This is a genomic window from Acinetobacter sp. BZX-2 (assembly GCF_055179795.1).
On sequence record NZ_CM143686.1, the window covers coordinates 3,776,841 to 3,794,222 of the forward strand.

11 protein-coding genes, 2 tRNA genes and 3 rRNA genes are annotated in these 17,382 nt (G+C 39.4%); 8 read left to right on the forward strand and 8 right to left on the reverse strand.

The features are described 5' to 3' along the window. Positions 1-27: 27 nt before the first annotated feature. Positions 28-720 carry a TIGR04219 family outer membrane beta-barrel protein gene (locus ACY45D_RS17625; protein ID WP_463107870.1) on the forward strand — a complete coding sequence of 231 codons (693 nt, stop codon included), beginning with the start codon at positions 28-30 and terminating at the stop codon, positions 718-720. 311 nt (positions 721-1,031) lie between these two features. Here ACY45D_RS17625 and ACY45D_RS17630 read toward each other — a convergent pair whose 3' ends face one another. Then, a complete protein-coding gene (locus tag ACY45D_RS17630; RefSeq protein WP_463107871.1) occupies positions 1,032-1,343 on the reverse strand; it encodes an ankyrin repeat domain-containing protein in 312 nt (103 codons plus the stop codon). Positions 1,344-1,539: 196 nt separating this feature from the next. Here ACY45D_RS17630 and ACY45D_RS17635 point away from each other — a divergent pair, with 196 nt between their 5' ends. Then, positions 1,540-1,833, forward strand: a complete 294-nt coding sequence (locus ACY45D_RS17635) for a transposase (protein ID WP_463107872.1) — start codon at positions 1,540-1,542, stop codon at positions 1,831-1,833. Positions 1,834-1,895: 62 nt separating this feature from the next. Here ACY45D_RS17635 and rrf read toward each other — a convergent pair. The 6 genes from rrf to ACY45D_RS17665 all read right to left on the reverse strand — a co-directional run bounded on the left by rrf (position 1,896) and on the right by ACY45D_RS17665 (position 9,690). After that, a 5S ribosomal RNA gene (gene rrf, locus ACY45D_RS17640) occupies positions 1,896-2,010 on the reverse strand. A gap of 167 nt (positions 2,011-2,177) precedes the next feature. Then, positions 2,178-5,068, reverse strand: a 23S ribosomal RNA gene (locus ACY45D_RS17645). 379 nt (positions 5,069-5,447) lie between these two features. Continuing rightward, positions 5,448-5,523: transfer RNA gene (locus ACY45D_RS17650), tRNA-Ala, on the reverse strand. A 66-nt stretch (positions 5,524-5,589) separates the two neighbouring features. Beyond that, positions 5,590-5,666, reverse strand: a tRNA-Ile gene (locus ACY45D_RS17655). A gap of 59 nt (positions 5,667-5,725) precedes the next feature. Next, positions 5,726-7,262 (reverse strand): 16S ribosomal RNA (locus ACY45D_RS17660). The 16S, 23S and 5S rRNA genes sit together here with 2 tRNA genes alongside, the layout of an rRNA operon. Before the next feature lie 526 nt (positions 7,263-7,788). Beyond that, entirely contained in the window at positions 7,789-9,690 is a 1,902-nt protein-coding gene (locus ACY45D_RS17665) for a 5'-nucleotidase C-terminal domain-containing protein (RefSeq protein WP_463107873.1), read from the reverse strand. Between the two features lie 640 nt (positions 9,691-10,330). Between ACY45D_RS17665 and ACY45D_RS17670 the strand changes: the two genes are divergently transcribed. Continuing rightward, positions 10,331-11,335, forward strand: a complete 1,005-nt coding sequence (locus ACY45D_RS17670) for a putative solute-binding protein (protein WP_463107874.1) — start codon at positions 10,331-10,333, stop codon at positions 11,333-11,335. A 118-nt stretch (positions 11,336-11,453) separates the two neighbouring features. On the opposite strand, the gene ACY45D_RS17675 is transcribed toward ACY45D_RS17670, so the two are convergent. After that, the gene (locus tag ACY45D_RS17675; protein WP_463107875.1) at positions 11,454-11,714 is read right to left on the reverse strand and encodes a hypothetical protein; all 261 of its coding nucleotides are present in this window, start codon (positions 11,712-11,714) and stop codon (positions 11,454-11,456) included. A gap of 804 nt (positions 11,715-12,518) precedes the next feature. Here ACY45D_RS17675 and grpE point away from each other — a divergent pair. From grpE to ACY45D_RS17700, 5 genes are all read left to right on the forward strand, one after another. Beyond that, a complete protein-coding gene (grpE, locus tag ACY45D_RS17680) occupies positions 12,519-13,055 on the forward strand; it encodes a nucleotide exchange factor GrpE (protein ID WP_463109511.1) in 537 nt (178 codons plus the stop codon). Between the two features lie 174 nt (positions 13,056-13,229). Beyond that, positions 13,230-15,173: a molecular chaperone DnaK gene (dnaK, locus tag ACY45D_RS17685; RefSeq protein ID WP_463107876.1), complete on the forward strand. Its 1,944-nt coding sequence runs from the start codon at positions 13,230-13,232 to the stop codon at positions 15,171-15,173. A 162-nt stretch (positions 15,174-15,335) separates the two neighbouring features. Continuing rightward, positions 15,336-15,752 carry a hypothetical protein gene (locus ACY45D_RS17690; protein WP_463107877.1) on the forward strand — a complete coding sequence of 139 codons (417 nt, stop codon included), beginning with the start codon at positions 15,336-15,338 and terminating at the stop codon, positions 15,750-15,752. A 3-nt stretch (positions 15,753-15,755) separates the two neighbouring features. Next, positions 15,756-16,283, forward strand: a complete 528-nt coding sequence (locus tag ACY45D_RS17695; RefSeq protein WP_463107878.1) for a hypothetical protein — start codon at positions 15,756-15,758, stop codon at positions 16,281-16,283. 153 nt (positions 16,284-16,436) lie between these two features. Then, a complete protein-coding gene (locus ACY45D_RS17700) occupies positions 16,437-17,345 on the forward strand; it encodes a matrixin family metalloprotease (RefSeq protein ID WP_463107879.1) in 909 nt (302 codons plus the stop codon). Positions 17,346-17,382: the final 37 nt, after the last annotated feature.

A 17,382-nucleotide genomic window follows, 5' to 3' on the forward strand; every position in this document is an offset into this window, starting at 1 on the left:
GGACAAAAGATCTTTTGGGAGATAGAAATGAATAAATTTAAATTATCAGCATTTATGCTTACACTTGGACTAAGTTCTTTTGCACAAGCTGATTTTATTGGTTTAAAAGGTGATGTTAGCTATTGGATCACTGAGGGTAGCTTTGATGTTAATAAACCATATGAATCACATGATGAGTTTGATCGAGATGGTGCAGTTCAATTATCGTTAGCATTCGAACACCCAATTCCATTTGTTCCAAATGCTAAAATTAAATATGTAGACTTAAATAGTACAGCATCAAATAATCTATATAAAACAGATGCTTCACTTACAAATACAGACTATATTTTATACTACGAAATTTTAGACAACGTTATCAGTCTCGACGTTGGTTTAGGTCTAGCAAACTTAGATGGTGATATTAAGCAATACACTCCAGTAGACTATGTTAATTATACTATTGATGGTAATGGTTTAAGTGGCTATGTAAATATAGGAGCTAAATTACCATTTACTGGCTTAAGCACTTCTGCAGAACTTGTACATAGTAGTTTTTCGGATGGACAGTTTATGGATATCCAAGCCGAGCTTCAGTATGATTTTGTTCAATCAATGGCCTTGGATCTTGGCGCTAAAGTTGGCTATCGCTTTATGCAAATAGATATTGATGAAGCTAAAGACCAAGATTTGAAACTTGAGTTTAAAGGGCCATATGTGGGTTTAAACGCTCACTTTTAATTTTTGAACTTGAAAATTACTCTTCATTGCAGTACTAAAAGCAGATCAATTGATCTGCTTTTTTAATATCAGTGCATTATTGAGCTATGTAAGAAATAGCTTACAAGAATTAAATCCTTTGTCATCTATTCCACAGCCTCTACATTTCATATTCTAAACACATAGGGAACAGGAAGTTTCCCAGACAAAAAACAACAATAATCGGTCTGAGCATCAGGAACGTGAGATGAGACAGGAGTCAAATCTAACTAACCAATACAAAGAAACCCCGTCAGGATGATGGGGTTTCTTTTTATCTATGGGTTTAAATTTTATAAGCTTTTTAAATAGTCGATAATCTCTTTATTTTCAGCCATTTCTGCAAGTTCTAACGCAGTATATTCAGCTTTGTAATTTACCTCTGCACCTTTACTGATTAATAACTTTACGATTTCAAGATGATCATTCTCAGCTGCAGCATGTAAAGCACTATAGCCTTCATCATCTGCTTGATTGGCATTTACACCCTGTGATAATAATTGCTCTACCTGTTCAATATCACCTAGTGATGCAGCATAAACCAGTTCAGGAAGATGTAATTCTTCATCATTTTCGGGAATTGGAGAGAATGAGTTGAATTTCATAAATAATTTTTCATAACAATTTATAAAATAATAACTGCAAAATTGGATTTTAAAAAACTGCTTTGTATCAAACTGTTAAAAATATAAGACAATAGATAAATGAGTTATTCAGAACATTTTAGACGAAAAGTTTTAGTTAAGCTTGCAGAAGGAAATTCTATACCTGAAATCAGAGAACAATACTTAAAGAATCTGGATGAGTAAAAGCGCAAGCATCCTAGGCTTTAAATCACATGAACAACGACCTTATGATTACTCTAAACAAGGAACACCTTGTTATGGGTCATATCACTGGCAGCTGAAGAATCAAACCAATGCAATTATTGGTGCAATATATCAAGGCCGCTTATTTGGAGTTGGACTATTTGATTGTAAAGTGAATTCAGACGTATTTCATTTTTGGGTTAAGGAGTTTCTTATCCCTGAATTGCCAAAGCAGAGCATTGTTGTTATGGATAATGCGACATTTCATAAAAGGTCAGATAACTAATTCTAAAAAACCCCAAACAAAAAAACACCCTCTGGATTAGCAGAGGGTGTTTTGAATTTAAAAGCTGGCGATGACTTACTCTCACATGGGTAACCCCACACTACCATCAGCGCTAAGAGGTTTCACTTCTGAGTTCGGGAAGGGATCAGGTGGTTCACTCTTGCTATTGTCGCCAGCAAACTGTTATGGACTTGTTCGGGTCTTATTTAAATGCCTTACTTGGTACCAAATGAGTTTAACAGAACATTTGAGTTGGGTATTGTAACTAGCTTTACAACTAAATCAAGTATGATTGATCTTTTATGAATCAAATGATGCTCTATATACAACTGTTTGGGTGTTGTATAGTCAAGCCTCACGAGCAATTAGTATTGGTCAGCTTCATACGTCACCGTACTTCCACATCCAACCTATCAACGTCGTAGTCTTCAACGGCTCTTTAGGAGGCATAAAGCCTCGGGGAAATCTTATCTTGAGGTAGGCTTCCCGCTTAGATGCTTTCAGCGGTTATCCCTTCCGAACATAGCTACCCGGCGATGCGACTGGCGTCACAACCGGTACACCAGAGGTTCGTCCACTCTGGTCCTCTCGTACTAGGAGCAGATCCTCTCAAATTTCCAACGCCCACGGTAGATAGGGACCGAACTGTCTCACGACGTTCTAAACCCAGCTCGCGTACCTCTTTAAATGGCGAACAGCCATACCCTTGGGACCTGCTTCAGCCCCAGGATGAGATGAGCCGACATCGAGGTGCCAAACACCGCCGTCGATATGAACTCTTGGGCGGTATCAGCCTGTTATCCCCAGAGTACCTTTTATCCGTTGAGCGATGGCCCTTCCATACAGAACCACCGGATCACTAAGACCTACTTTCGTACCTGCTCGACTTGTGGGTCTCGCAGTTAAGCGCGCTTTTGCCTTTATACTCTACGCGTGATTTCCGACCACGCTGAGCGCACCTTCGTACTCCTCCGTTACTCTTTAGGAGGAGACCGCCCCAGTCAAACTACCCACCAGACATGGTCCTCGTCCCGGATAACGGGACAGAGTTAGAACCTCAATATTACCAGGGTGGTATTTCAAGGATGGCTCCATTGGAACTGGCGTCCCAATTTCATAGCCTCCCACCTATCCTACACAAGTAAGATCAAAGTTCAATGTCAAGCTGCAGTAAAGGTTCACGGGGTCTTTCCGTCTAGCCGCGGGTACACCGCATCTTCACGGCGATTTCGATTTCACTGAGCCTCTGCTGGAGACAGCGCCCCCATCATTATGCCATTCGTGCAGGTCGGAACTTACCCGACAAGGAATTTCGCTACCTTAGGACCGTTATAGTTACGGCCGCCGTTTACTGGGGCTTCGATCAAGAGCTTCGCTTACGCTAACCCCATCAATTAACCTTCCAGCACCGGGCAGGCATCACACCCTATACGTCCACTTTCGTGTTTGCAGAGTGCTATGTTTTTAATAAACAGTTGCAGGGGCCTGGTTTCTGTGGCTGCCAATAGCTCAAGGAGCAAGTCCTATCACCGTCAGCAGCGTACCTTCTCCCGAAGTTACGGTACCATTTTGCCTAGTTCCTTCAGCAGAGTTCTCTCAAGCGCTTTGGTCTACTCGACCTGACCACCTGTGTCGGTTTCGGGTACGATTCCTGTGTAACTGAAGCTTAGAGACTTTTCCTGGAAGCTTGGTATCAGCCACTTCGCTAGTAAACTAGCTTGTTATCAGTTCTCAGCATAGAGTACCCCGGATTTGCCTAAGATACATGCCTACAACCTTTCACCTGGACAACCAACGCCAGGCTGACTTAACCTTCTCCGTCCTCTCATCGCATTACACAGAAGTATTGGAATATTAACCAATTTCCCATCGACTACGCCTCTCGGCCTCGCCTTAGGGGTCGACTCACCCAGCCCCGATTAACGTTGGACTGGAACCCTTGGTCTTTCAGCGAACGGGTTTTTCACCCGTTTTGTCGTTACTCACGTCAGCATTCGCACTTCTGATACCTCCAGCATGCTTCTCAACACACCTTCATCGGCTTACAGAACGCTCCCCTACCACGTGCACTTAGTGCACATCCGCAGCTTCGGCATATAGTTTTAGCCCCGTTACATCTTCCGCGCAGGCCGACTCGACTAGTGAGCTATTACGCTTTCTTTAAAGGGTGGCTGCTTCTAAGCCAACCTCCTAGCTGTCTATGCCTTCCCACATCGTTTCCCACTTAACTATAATTTTGGGGCCTTAGCTGGCGGTCTGGATTGTTTTCCTCTTGACTACGGACGTTAGCACCCGCAGTCTGTCTCCCGGATAGTACTCATAGGTATTCGGAGTTTGCATCGGTTTGGTAAGTCGGGATGACCCCCTAGCCGAAACAGTGCTCTACCCCCTATGGTATTCGTCCGAGGCGCTACCTAAATAGCTTTCGGGGAGAACCAGCTATCACCGAGTTTGATTAGCCTTTCACCCCTATCCACAAGTCATCCCCTGGCTTTTCAACGACAGTGGGTTCGGTCCTCCAGTTAGTGTTACCCAACCTTCAACCTGCTCATGGATAGATCACCCGGTTTCGGGTCTATACCCAGCAACTAAACGCCCTATTAAGACTCGATTTCTCTACGGCTCCCCTATACGGTTAACCTTGCTACTGAATATAAGTCGCTGACCCATTATACAAAAGGTACGCAGTCACCGAACAAGTCGGCTCCCACTGCTTGTATGCATGCGGTTTCAGGATCTATTTCACTCCCCTCACAGGGGTTCTTTTCGCCTTTCCCTCACGGTACTGGTTCACTATCGGTCAGTCAGGAGTATTTAGCCTTGGAGGATGGTCCCCCCATATTCAGACAAGGTTTCACGTGCCTCGCCCTACTCGTCATCATTATATGTGCACTTTCGTGTACGGGACTATCACCCTCTACGGTCGCACTTCCCAGAGCGTTCCGCTAATACACATATAACTTAATGGGCTGATCCGCGTTCGCTCGCCGCTACTGACGGAATCTCAATTGATTTCTTTTCCTAAGGGTACTGAGATGTTTCACTTCCCCTCGTTCGCCTCGCATGACTATGTATTCATCATGCGATACCTACCTTATGGTAAGTGGGTTTCCCCATTCAGAAATCTCCGGATCACAGGATATTTGCCGCCTCCCCGAAGCTTATCGCAGGCTATTACGTCTTTCTTCGCCTCTGACTGCCAAGGCATCCACCACATGCACTTAATTACTTGACTATACAACCCCAAACAGTCGCTAACACATACAAGTGAGTGTTATCGTTGCAAACTTAATTGCTACTATCTGTTGTTCGTGCACTTAAGCACTGTACAGCTTCAATTTAATTCATATACCAAAACGCTTGATTCAGTTTTATCGCTAGTGCTCATTTCATTCAACATTAACAATTGCTTGTTAATTTGCTTGAAACGAGTTAAACAATTATTTCAACTCAAATTTATTCTGTTAATGATTCACTACCGCCTCGTCAGCAAGTAGTTCACTGTGATAAATCACAGAAGTTAATAAATCAAGACCATGTGATCTTCTTATTCATTAATTTCTATAAACTATCTTTAGGATTTAACTTTCGTTTTCACATTACTTCGTAATGTATGGTGGAGACTAGGAGAGTCGAACTCCTGACCTCCTGCGTGCAAAGCAGGCGCTCTACCAACTAAGCTAAGTCCCCAGCTTAAGATCTTAATATATCTGTTTCTCTGTAATCTTGAATTTCTTCAATTTCAATCAGTAGACTTGGTGGGTCTGACAAGACTTGAACTTGTGACCCCACGCTTATCAAGCGTGTGCTCTAACCAACTGAGCTACAGACCCTCAGATACATCAATGAAGAACAACTTGTTGTGGATTCTTACCAATAACCAATCTTTCGTTAAGGAGGTGATCCAGCCGCAGGTTCCCCTACGGCTACCTTGTTACGACTTCACCCCAGTCGTCGGCCACACCGTGGTAAGCGTCCTCCCTAAGGTTAGACTACCTACTTCTGGTGCAACAAACTCCCATGGTGTGACGGGCGGTGTGTACAAGGCCCGGGAACGTATTCACCGCGGCATTCTGATCCGCGATTACTAGCGATTCCGACTTCATGGAGTCGAGTTGCAGACTCCAATCCGGACTACGATCGGCTTTTTGAGATTAGCATCCTATCGCTAGGTAGCAACCCTTTGTACCGACCATTGTAGCACGTGTGTAGCCCTGGTCGTAAGGGCCATGATGACTTGACGTCGTCCCCGCCTTCCTCCAGTTTGTCACTGGCAGTATCCTTAAAGTTCCCACCCGAAGTGCTGGCAAATAAGGAAAAGGGTTGCGCTCGTTGCGGGACTTAACCCAACATCTCACGACACGAGCTGACGACAGCCATGCAGCACCTGTATGTAAGTTCCCGAAGGCACCAATCCATCTCTGGAAAGTTCTTACTATGTCAAGACCAGGTAAGGTTCTTCGCGTTGCATCGAATTAAACCACATGCTCCACCGCTTGTGCGGGCCCCCGTCAATTCATTTGAGTTTTAGTCTTGCGACCGTACTCCCCAGGCGGTCTACTTATCGCGTTAGCTGCGCCACTAAAGCCTCAAAGGCCCCAACGGCTAGTAGACATCGTTTACGGCATGGACTACCAGGGTATCTAATCCTGTTTGCTCCCCATGCTTTCGTACCTCAGCGTCAGTATTAGGCCAGATGGCTGCCTTCGCCATCGGTATTCCTCCAGATCTCTACGCATTTCACCGCTACACCTGGAATTCTACCATCCTCTCCCATACTCTAGCTTCCCAGTATCGAATGCAATTCCTAAGTTAAGCTCAGGGATTTCACATCCGACTTAAAAAGCCGCCTACGTACGCTTTACGCCCAGTAAATCCGATTAACGCTCGCACCCTCTGTATTACCGCGGCTGCTGGCACAGAGTTAGCCGGTGCTTATTCTGCGAGTAACGTCCAAGCATCTAGGATATTAGCCTAGAGCTCCTCCTCCTCGCTTAAAGTGCTTTACAACCATAAGGCCTTCTTCACACACGCGGCATGGCTGGATCAGGGTTCCCCCCATTGTCCAATATTCCCCACTGCTGCCTCCCGTAGGAGTCTGGGCCGTGTCTCAGTCCCAGTGTGGCGGATCATCCTCTCAGACCCGCTACAGATCGTCGCCTTGGTAGGCCTTTACCCCACCAACTAGCTAATCCGACTTAGGCTCATCATTTAGCGCAAGGTCCGAAGATCCCCTGCTTTCTCCCGTAGGACGTATGCGGTATTAGCATTCCTTTCGGAATGTTGTCCCCCACTAAATGGCAGATTCCTAAGCATTACTCACCCGTCCGCCGCTAGAGATATAACCGAAGCTACATCCCCCGCTCGACTTGCATGTGTTAAGCCTGCCGCCAGCGTTCAATCTGAGCCATGATCAAACTCTTCAGTTAAAATCATTAGTGACTTAAGGTCACAATTCTGGCTCATCAATTTCCTGACAAATTCTCTCAAATAAACTTCGAGTAATTTAAACCTTTCAATCAATGAAATATTTTCGATCAATCAATCAGTAAAAATCCACACAAGTTGTTCTTCATATTCTCTTAATGATCTTCTCAATGCTTCGTCAGCATCAAGCTAGGTCGGCTATATTACTCTCAATCTCTTAAAAGTCAATCGTTAATGTTAATCTTTTTTCTAACAAATCATTCTTTAATCAATTCAACAAATTTCCTTTAGAAATCTATCTAAACCTTTCAAGCTATTGATTTATCAGAAGTTTTATTTAACATCACCGCCGATGGATGTGCATTCTACACCATTCCTAAACCAACACAACCCCTTTTTTACGCTATTTCTTTCGTATGCGTGTTTTTTCGGCTAAATTCATTAAAAAATCGTTTTTTTATCTATTTTTTGAGCAATTTTATAAAAAAATCCCGCTAAAGCAGGATTTATTGTTGCTTTTATTTCAGTTTATTTTGCTTTATCCATAAATAATTGAGTGCTGTATTCAGCCGTTGCTAATTTCTGAATTTTCTTTTGACCCATTTGCCCAGATAAACTTTGTGTATATTTTAAAAAGGCTTCTGCATAGTCTAGGCCCACGTTCAAACGTCGATCCCCAGTAATTGTCTTGAATGTCGCATAGTAATCACCGCCATTGGCTAAAAAATCGATCGTGATGGCTCTATATGTTTTATTTAGGTCTAAATTTTCATACTGTCCCAAACTGTTACGTACTTGGATTTGACTTAGACGCTGTCCTTTATCTTTTGTGAAGTCAACATTCCAACGTAAACCGCCTGTATATGGATAACTTCCTGTATTGTTTTGTGCAATCACACCATCTATTGCATCCTCTAAGGTTGCTTTAACCTCTGCACCTGTTAGGTCTAAACGCACTAAGGTATTTTTAAAAGGTAAAACATTATAAATTTTACCAACACTGACATCTCCGAGTCCCACGTCTTCACGTACCCCGCCGCCATTTTGAAATGAGATGTCTGCATTAAAAAAGCTTTTTCCTTGTTGTAAAAATGCTTCTGCAATAATTTGCTGAATATCTCCACCATGTTGATCAACATGGGTATTCTTATTACATACATCGCCTAAGGTTGAGCGATTCACATCTCTTTGCGTGCCTGGTACACGACGTGAACATAAATTATCTGTCGCTTGTCCTACGATTTCCTGTGCGAATTTCTTTTTCTGTTCTTGATACGGTTTTAAAATATCTAAGGTCTTTTGTAATGGTGCAACAACTTTAAACGGTACATTGTCAGATTTAAATTGATTGAGGATGTTTTGTTTTTCTGTTTCAGTGACTACTTTTGCGTCTTTCGCTGTTCGTGAAAAATGATCATCAATGAGTACATGCGGTGTACCACTACAGCTTTCGATATTACCATTTTTATCAAAATTCACTTTTAAATCGCCAACGATGTAGCTGTATTGCCAAGCTTGTGCAACACAGACCAAATGCCCATCTTTATTTTTAAGTTGCGTTGGGTAAGCACCTTCAGGCGTCATTCCATATTTTTTAAGGCTGTTCGGCCCCAACAAGGTATGCGAATCCCCCCCTATGATGACATCGACATCGGTCAATGATTTTGCCAATTGTTGATCTAGATCGTAGCCCACATGGGTTTGCAAAATAATATTTTTAATACCCTGCGCTTTAAATTGATCAATTTCCTTTTGTGCAGTTTCAATTTCATCTGTAAATAAGGTATCTGCATTGGGCTGTGAAGAGTTCTTGGTTTTCTTCGCTACCGTTAAACCGATAATGGCAAATTTTACGCCATCTTTTTCAAATATTTGTGATTTTAGAACACGATTGGTTTTATAAAGAGGTGAAGAAGCGCCAAAAGCAACATTGGCGGTTAAAATTTTGGTTTTTTCTTTACATGGGCTTTGATCTAAGAAATCTATAAATTTCTTTAAGCCATCATCTTTTGAATCAAATTCATGATTGCCGGGTGTGAAGGTGTCAAAGCAAACCGTATTCATTGCATCGGCATCAGCCTTACCATCCGTTAAGTTATAGTAGAGATCACCTGTGGTTGCATCGCCTGCATGAATTTTTAAAACATTTTTCTTTTCTATAGCAAGCTGATTGATAAGTGCAGCAACTCTTGCAAAACCACCGCTCGCAACACTGAACTCCTCATCACCCGTTCCAATATTCATTTTAAATTTGATTGTCTCTTCATCTAAATGTGAATGGTGATCATTGATATGTAAAATATTGAGCTCTAAGGGTTTCGCTTCAACGGCTGGAGGAAGTACAGTATTGTTATTGTCATCATTACAAGCCATCAGCATGAATGAAACAGTCGTTAAAATTAATACTTGTTTTTTATTATTAATCAACATGATAAAACCAATAAATAATGAGAATAATGTGTAGCTTGGCAAATATTTGTTTAGATTTGATGAATTACTGCTCGTTCTTCTTAAATTTATTCCCTCAAATTATTTCAGTTTAACTTATTTAAATTAAGGTATTGACCGTTTTTTTAATTGAGTCATGATTTGATGCATCATTTTAGGTTTTGAATATTTTCATTTAATTAACAGCAATCACTACACGCCATGCTCTTGTAAATTCAAATACAATTATCATAAATAACCGATATCTCATGCTGTATTTGTTAAACGCCCAGTCATCAAAGTTAAAAATAAGAAATAATGTGATGAAATTTGTATTTTCAAACATTAAAATAGTAAATAAAATCACAAAAGTGATAAATTATATTGAATCAAGTCAATTAATTTTATATAAAATAAGTATCATAATTTTTTCATTTTGAAGATCATTTGTTGTTGAATAAATCATGGAACCATTATTTTTTCAACACATTGAATTTTAAAATAGATTTTATTATCCGTATTGAATTATACAAATTATCGACTAATAACATTATTTTTATCGGAAAATAGAGCAAAAACTCTACTCTTGTCATATATTGGACAAAACACGATCAAATTAAAAACGTAAGTATAGGGAAATGCTATGAAAAATAAATTACTTGTATGCACTATATTCATGTCAAGTATTTCTAGCTTGGCACAAGCAAAGCAAGATATATGTATTTTTGATTTAATGGGAAAAGCGGGTGAATCATATAAAACGATGGAAGAATGGGCATTAGCTGCAAAAGATTGGACTAGAGATATTCAGCTGATCCCTTACCAAAATGAAGAGCTTGCGGATAAAGATTTTAAGAGCGGTAAATGTGATGCCGTATATATGACAACCATGCGTGCACGCCAATATAATAAATTCGCAGGTTCAATCGATGCGCTTGGCGGTGTGCCCAATAATGCGATTGCCCTCAAGGCCATCACGTTCGTTTTGGACAAACGAAATGCAAAACGTTTAAAAACCACGATTGATGGTGAAGAGTTTGAAATTGGGGGCATTGGGCAAATTGGGCCTGCTTATATTTTTGTCAATGACCGCGCAATTAATACCATTGAAAAAGGTCGTGGTAAAAAGTTTGCTGTACTTTCTTATGATAAAGCCCAAATCGCAATGGTCGAACGTGTTGGCGCAATTCCTGTACCATCCGATATCTCTAATTTCGTTAAAAAATTTAATAGCGGTGAAGTTCCTATGGTGGGTGCACCTGCCTATGCTTTTAAACCGTTAGAAATGGAAAAAGGGCTCGGTTCTAAAGGTGCATTGATCAATTTCCCTGTGTTAAATGTCACGATGGATCTCGTTTTTAGACCACAAAAATTCCCTGCTACTTTTGGTGCTCAATCTAGAGCATGGTTTGTTAAACAACTTCCGCGACAATTTAATATGGTGAAACGTTTGGAAAGCAGTATTCCAGCCAAATACCGTTTAAATTTAAGTAAAGCAGATGTTGAAAAATATCAAATGTTGCTCCGTGAAGGCCGTATCGATTTAACCAAACAAGGCGTATATGACCCAACCATGATGTCTGTTTTAAAAAGAGCACGTTGTACTGTAGATCGTACCAATTTTGAATGTTCACTTGGTGGAGAGTAAATAGTTTATTAACAAAATACTTAAACTACTCGATACAATAAAAATCAGACAGAGGTGGCATCCTAAAACTGTCTGATTTTTATTTTCAAGCTTAAAAACGACTTGGGAGTATTACTCCTTACTGCGCTGAAGGTTGTTGCATGGAGTTCGGATCATTGGTTGCTTGAGTTGGCTGTGATTGTTGCATATTCGCATCACTTTCAACGGCAATACCCTGCTGTGAAGAATCAACTGTTGCTGTTTGGGCAGATTGTTGATCGCTCATTGTTGCTGTTTGCTGTGCTGTTTCAGACGGCTGCGTAGATTGATTTGAAGTACATGCCGTACTTAACGTCGCAACACCAACCAACACACCTAAAATAAGACCTGTCTTTTTCATCATATATTCCTTTTTCACTCGAATTTAAAAATTACGACAACACGAGTACTGCCGTGCTGCATATCATTGCTAATTTTTCCAAAAGAATCGTTATTACTTGGTTAGGCTTTTAACGTGTTGACGTATAAGTTATGCAAAGTTTATTAAATCAATCATTTATTTTTACCTGTGATTATTTTTAATCTAAGATTTTGTTTTCAGTATTTTTTATTGTTCAATTTATGAATTTTTGGTGTTTGTTTGCAAATCTTAAATATATATTTTGATATCAAACCATCTACTTTCGTTACATTGTTAATGAAAAACTAAAAAGTTAAAAAATTGCACTAGATTATTTTAGACAAAAAAAAGCTTACCCAAAAAAGACTGGATAAGCTACGAAAACACATTTAGGGTGGAATATAGGCTTAATGATTACGATTTGATCCAATCATTGGTCTATTTAATTCTCTCATCTTTCTATCTATGCCATCTCTTCTCTAAGAGATGAAACTCTATATCGTTTAAATCGAAACCATATAAATCGACATCAAAAAATCTATAACCGATCAATATAAAACGCAGTTCAACTGTTGCAATATAGAACAGCAATAAGCTTAGAAAGTTTTCCTTTAAATACAATTATATTTTTGTACGATTTAAAAACGTAAATTTTCTTATCAATGACTTGAATTTTAACGACTCGCCCATACCTTTAAGATTATTCATGAATTAAACGATCATGGCAGTTCAGTACTAACGCAGTTAATCTGATGCCGAAAAGGACTGTACATGTTTAAAAACCCATTTAAACGGAGTAAATCAATGGCGACTGAGCATAACCAAGACGCTCAAGATCTTCAAAACGAGCAAGCCGAACAGCAAACTCAAGCTGAAACAGAGCAAGCTGAAGTGACCGTTGAAGATTTACAAGCAAATATCCAAAAACTTGAAGAAAATTTAAAGCTTGAAAAAGCACGTACAGCAAATGCTGTTTATGAAGCTCAAAAGAGTGTTGAACGTATTCAACGTGAATCTGAAAAACATAAAGATACCGTGCTCGAAAAATTTGCCAAAGAGCTTGTTGAGTCGGTGGATAACTTAGAGCGTGCTATTCAAGCTGCAACTGAAGAAACACCAGTGGTTGAAGGTGTAAGACTCACATTAAAATCGTTATTAACTACGCTCGAAAAATTTGGTGTTGTTGAGGCCGATACAACCAATGGTTTTAATGCTGACCTTCATCAAGCAGTAGGCATCGACCCAAATGCGCAAGCCAATCAAATTGGTACTGTTTTACAAAAAGGTTATACCTTAAATGGTCGCCTACTTCGCCCTGCAATGGTGATGGTTGGTCAATAACAGGCAATGTATTGCTTGCAGTGTAAAAATTAGAGTTTTTTTAAATATTTTCATCGTAGATGACTTGAAAAATTTCGAAAAGCTCTCATATCGGATAACAAGAAAATCCCTTTTAACTCCTCTTTAGCAAAGGGGAAATATAAGGGATTCAAAAAAATTTAGAGGAAAATATTAATGGCTAAAATTATCGGTATTGACTTAGGTACAACTAACTCATGCGTAGCAGTACTTGAAGGCGATAAAGTTAAAGTAATCGAAAATGCTGAAGGCGCGCGTACAACGCCATCGATTGTTGCGTATAAAGATGGCGAAATTTTGGTAGGTCAATCTGCTAAACGTCAAGCAGTAACGAACCCTAAAAATACATTGTATGCAATCAAACGTTTAATCGGTCGTAAATACGAAGATTCAGCAGTACAAAAAGATATTGGTCTTGTTCCTTACAAAATCGTTAAGGCAGACAATGGCGATGCTTGGGTTGAAGTAAACGACAAGAAACTTGCACCACAACAAGTTTCTGCAGAAATCTTGAAAAAAATGAAGAAAACTGCGGAAGATTACTTAGGTGAAACAGTAACAGAAGCTGTAATTACAGTTCCTGCTTACTTTAACGATGCGCAACGTCAAGCAACTAAAGATGCAGGTAAAATTGCAGGTTTAGATGTTAAACGTATTATCAACGAACCAACTGCTGCTGCTCTTGCATTCGGTATGGATAAAAAAGAAGGCGATCGTAAAGTTGCTGTTTATGACTTAGGTGGTGGTACTTTTGACGTATCAATCATTGAAATTGCTGACTTAGATGGCGACCAACAAATCGAAGTATTGTCTACCAATGGTGATACATTCCTTGGTGGTGAAGACTTTGATAATGCATTGATCGATTATTTAGTTGAAGAGTTCAAAAAAGAGCAAAACTTCAACTTGAAACAAGATCCGCTTGCACTTCAACGTTTAAAAGAAGCAGCTGAAAAAGCGAAAATTGAGCTTTCTTCATCCACTTCTACAGAAATTAACCTTCCATACATCACTGCGGATGCAACTGGTCCTAAACACTTAGTGATGAATGTAACACGTGCGAAACTTGAAGGTTTGGTTGCAGATTTAGTTGCTCGTACTATTGAGCCTTGCCGTATTGCACTTAAAGATGCAGGTCTTTCGACTTCTGACATCTCTGATGTAATCTTGGTAGGTGGTCAATCACGTATGCCAATGGTTCAACAGAAAGTACAGGAATTCTTTGGTAAAGAGCCACGTAAAGACGTGAACCCTGACGAAGCTGTTGCAATCGGTGCTGCAATTCAAGGTGCTGTATTGTCTGGCGATAAAACAGATGTACTGTTACTAGACGTAACACCATTGACTCTTGGTATCGAAACAATGGGCGGTGTTTTAACGGCGATTATTGAGAAAAATACAACGATTCCTGCAAAGAAATCTCAAGTATTCTCAACAGCTGCGGATAACCAACCTGCTGTAGACATTTCAGTTTACCAAGGTGAACGTAAAATGGCTCAACAAAACAAATTGTTGGGTAACTTCCAATTAGGCGATATTCCACCTGCTCCACGTGGTGTGCCACAAATTGAAGTGTCATTTGACATCAATGCGGATGGTATCTTGAAAGTATCTGCGAAAGATAAGAGCACAGGTAAAGAGCAATCGATCCAGATTAAAGCAAATTCAGGTTTGTCTGATGCTGAAATCGAAGCAATGATCAAAGATGCTGAAGCAAATGCTGAAGAAGATCGTAAGTTTGAAGAACTTGCTAAAGCACGTAACGAAGCAGATGCTTTAGTTTCAAGCGCTCAAAAAGCAGTGAAAGATCTTGGTGAACAAGTGACTGCTGATGAAAAAACTGCAATTGAAACTGCTGTTTCTGAACTTGAAGCAACTGCAAAAGACAATGATCTTGATGCGATTAAAGCGAAAACTGAAGCTTTACAAAACATCATCATGCCGATCACACAGCGTGCTTATGAAGCTGCTCAAGGTCAAGGTGGAGCTCAAGGCTTCGACCCGAACCAATTCGGTGGTGATGCTGGTCAACAACAGCAAAAAGCGGATGATGGCGTTGTAGACGCTGAATTCACTGAAGTTAAAGATGACAAAAAATAAGTTGATTTGATTCAGCTTGGAAGTAAAAGACCGTGCGAAAGCACGGTTTTTTATTATCTAATTTTAAAAACATTTCACTAAAAATACCGATGAACGCATTTAAATAAAAATAAATATGTTAATTTAACTCGATAACAGGGTCGCAGAATAAAAAGGCTTTCAATGAAAAACCAACCAATTGTTTCTCTTAATGTTTACTATACCTTGATCATTGCTCAATTGGTGCTGCCTGTACTTGCATCTGCCATCGATATGTTCAGTACAGATCCTGAGTTAAGACTCTTAGACAGAACCTTGTATATTGAACCGCAAGCTTGGGAAGGTATTTTTATTGCTATTGTTGCCATCACGGTATTGGTTATCACCTTTGGGCTATTTTTCCGTAAAGATTGGGCAAGAAAAGCCTATTTATATATGTTCTTCCCTGCTTTTTTAGTTTATTTCATGCCCTATTTGCACTGGTTTTATATGAGCAGCTTTGCAGCGATTTTCAATGATTTAGCCTTTGTCTGTTCAGGTGTTTTACTGATGATTTTTGTCACACCAGCCCTATATGAACCGATCTTTGAAAAAGAATGAGTCATGTATAAAATACTGTTGATCAGCATAACACTTTATATTTTCTTCGAATTATTATGCCATGGCTTTGCTCTGTTTATGCGTAAAAGTTTAAATAAAGTCGTGGTACAAAATGAAAGAAAAACGCTATACCTTCAATTCATTCAGCACACTTTTTATCGCACCCTATTATTGATCAGCATCATACTGATGAATCATATTTATACGGAGGTCGCTCTCTTTGAACAAAGCGCATGGGTGCGTTTCACGTGGAGCATGATGGTCACGCTACTGATTTTAGGTTTTCTATACAGTCTAAATGCATGGATTATTCATCAAGTCCTGTTAAAACAAGTGACCCAACAATCTGTCAGCGCAGTCTTTAAACAAAAAATAAGCTATATCTTGCTGCATCCTCTGGAATTTAAGCCTTTATATAGCCATCAAGACTATTTAACAAAATCAATATGGATCAATCGATTACTCAGTATGATTGCCTTTATCTTATTATTTTTAGATGTACAGCTTTTATATAATGTGGCGCATTCATAGCGGTATTTTATTATTTTCAACTTAGCTAATATTAAATAATTAATTAAAATCAAATGCTTATTTCCAAATAATCACAACCCATATCGCTATAGCTTGCGCTTCTGTAAATTTCAGATAAATTATTCATAACAAAAATTATTTTTAATAAAATACATGCGCTTTTGGTTACTGGTTGCTTTGATTGTTTTTACAGCCTATTTTTCGATACAACGAATGATGTATCCTCAACTCAATCATAACTCTGTGGTTGATCGACTCTCACACCCTCTTGATACTCGTTTACGTTATCGTATTGGCGATGTCGATCCACGTTTTAATTTAAGTCAAGATCAGATAAAAACACTATCACAACAAGCAGCAGATATTTGGCATTTAGGTACAATGAAAAGCTTATTTGTCTACGATCCTAACGCCCAGCTCACCATCAATTTAATCTATGATGAACGCCAAGCAGAATCCTCTGCACGAAAACAAGAAATGCGGATTTTGGAAAATACGCAACAATATACGCAAAGTGAAAAACAAAGAATTCAACACTTACACGCTGAATTAGATCTTGCCAACCGAGAACTGGATATTCAAAAGATCAATTATCAAACCAAAGTTGACCAATATAACCAGCTTATAGGCATGATTAATCAATCTCAACAAAATTTAAGCCCATATGAAAAACAGCAACTTGAACAGCAAAAAGAGCAACTTTTACTTGATCAAAACCAATTAAAACAACAGCTTGATAGCTACAATCAAAAAGTAAATGATTTGAATCGTCAAGTTGATCAACTCAATTCAATTAACCAACAATTTAACCAATCCGTTGATCAATTTAATACTCGCTTTCAGCCTAGACAGTTTGATAAAGGTGTTTTTGATGGCAAAAGTATTAAAATTTATGAATTTGAATCTCATGATGATTTACGTGTCACCATTGCACATGAGCTTGGACATGCATTGGGTTTACAACACAATTCTGACCCAAAAGCCTTAATGTATCCGACAATGAAAGATCAAGATTTGCAGAATTTCAAATTAACAACAGCCGATTTAGCCATGTTAAAATAGAATAATAAATCATCAAAATCATACTTTTTTATGTGTT

Coding starts and splice junctions, on each gene's coding strand:
- ACY45D_RS17635 (WP_463107872.1), top strand. CDS start 1,540: ATGAGTAAAAGCGCAAGCATCCTAGGCTTTAAATCACATGAACAACGA.
- ACY45D_RS17700 (WP_463107879.1), top strand. CDS start 16,437: ATGCGCTTTTGGTTACTGGTTGCTTTGATTGTTTTTACAGCCTATTTT.
- dnaK (WP_463107876.1), top strand. CDS start 13,230: ATGGCTAAAATTATCGGTATTGACTTAGGTACAACTAACTCATGCGTA.
- ACY45D_RS17690 (WP_463107877.1), top strand. CDS start 15,336: ATGAAAAACCAACCAATTGTTTCTCTTAATGTTTACTATACCTTGATC.
- ACY45D_RS17675 (WP_463107875.1), bottom strand. CDS start 11,714: ATGAAAAAGACAGGTCTTATTTTAGGTGTGTTGGTTGGTGTTGCGACG.
- ACY45D_RS17695 (WP_463107878.1), top strand. CDS start 15,756: ATGTATAAAATACTGTTGATCAGCATAACACTTTATATTTTCTTCGAA.
- ACY45D_RS17670 (WP_463107874.1), top strand. CDS start 10,331: ATGAAAAATAAATTACTTGTATGCACTATATTCATGTCAAGTATTTCT.
- grpE (WP_463109511.1), top strand. CDS start 12,519: ATGGCGACTGAGCATAACCAAGACGCTCAAGATCTTCAAAACGAGCAA.
- ACY45D_RS17625 (WP_463107870.1), top strand. CDS start 28: ATGAATAAATTTAAATTATCAGCATTTATGCTTACACTTGGACTAAGT.
- ACY45D_RS17665 (WP_463107873.1), bottom strand. CDS start 9,690: ATGTTGATTAATAATAAAAAACAAGTATTAATTTTAACGACTGTTTCA.
- ACY45D_RS17630 (WP_463107871.1), bottom strand. CDS start 1,343: ATGAAATTCAACTCATTCTCTCCAATTCCCGAAAATGATGAAGAATTA.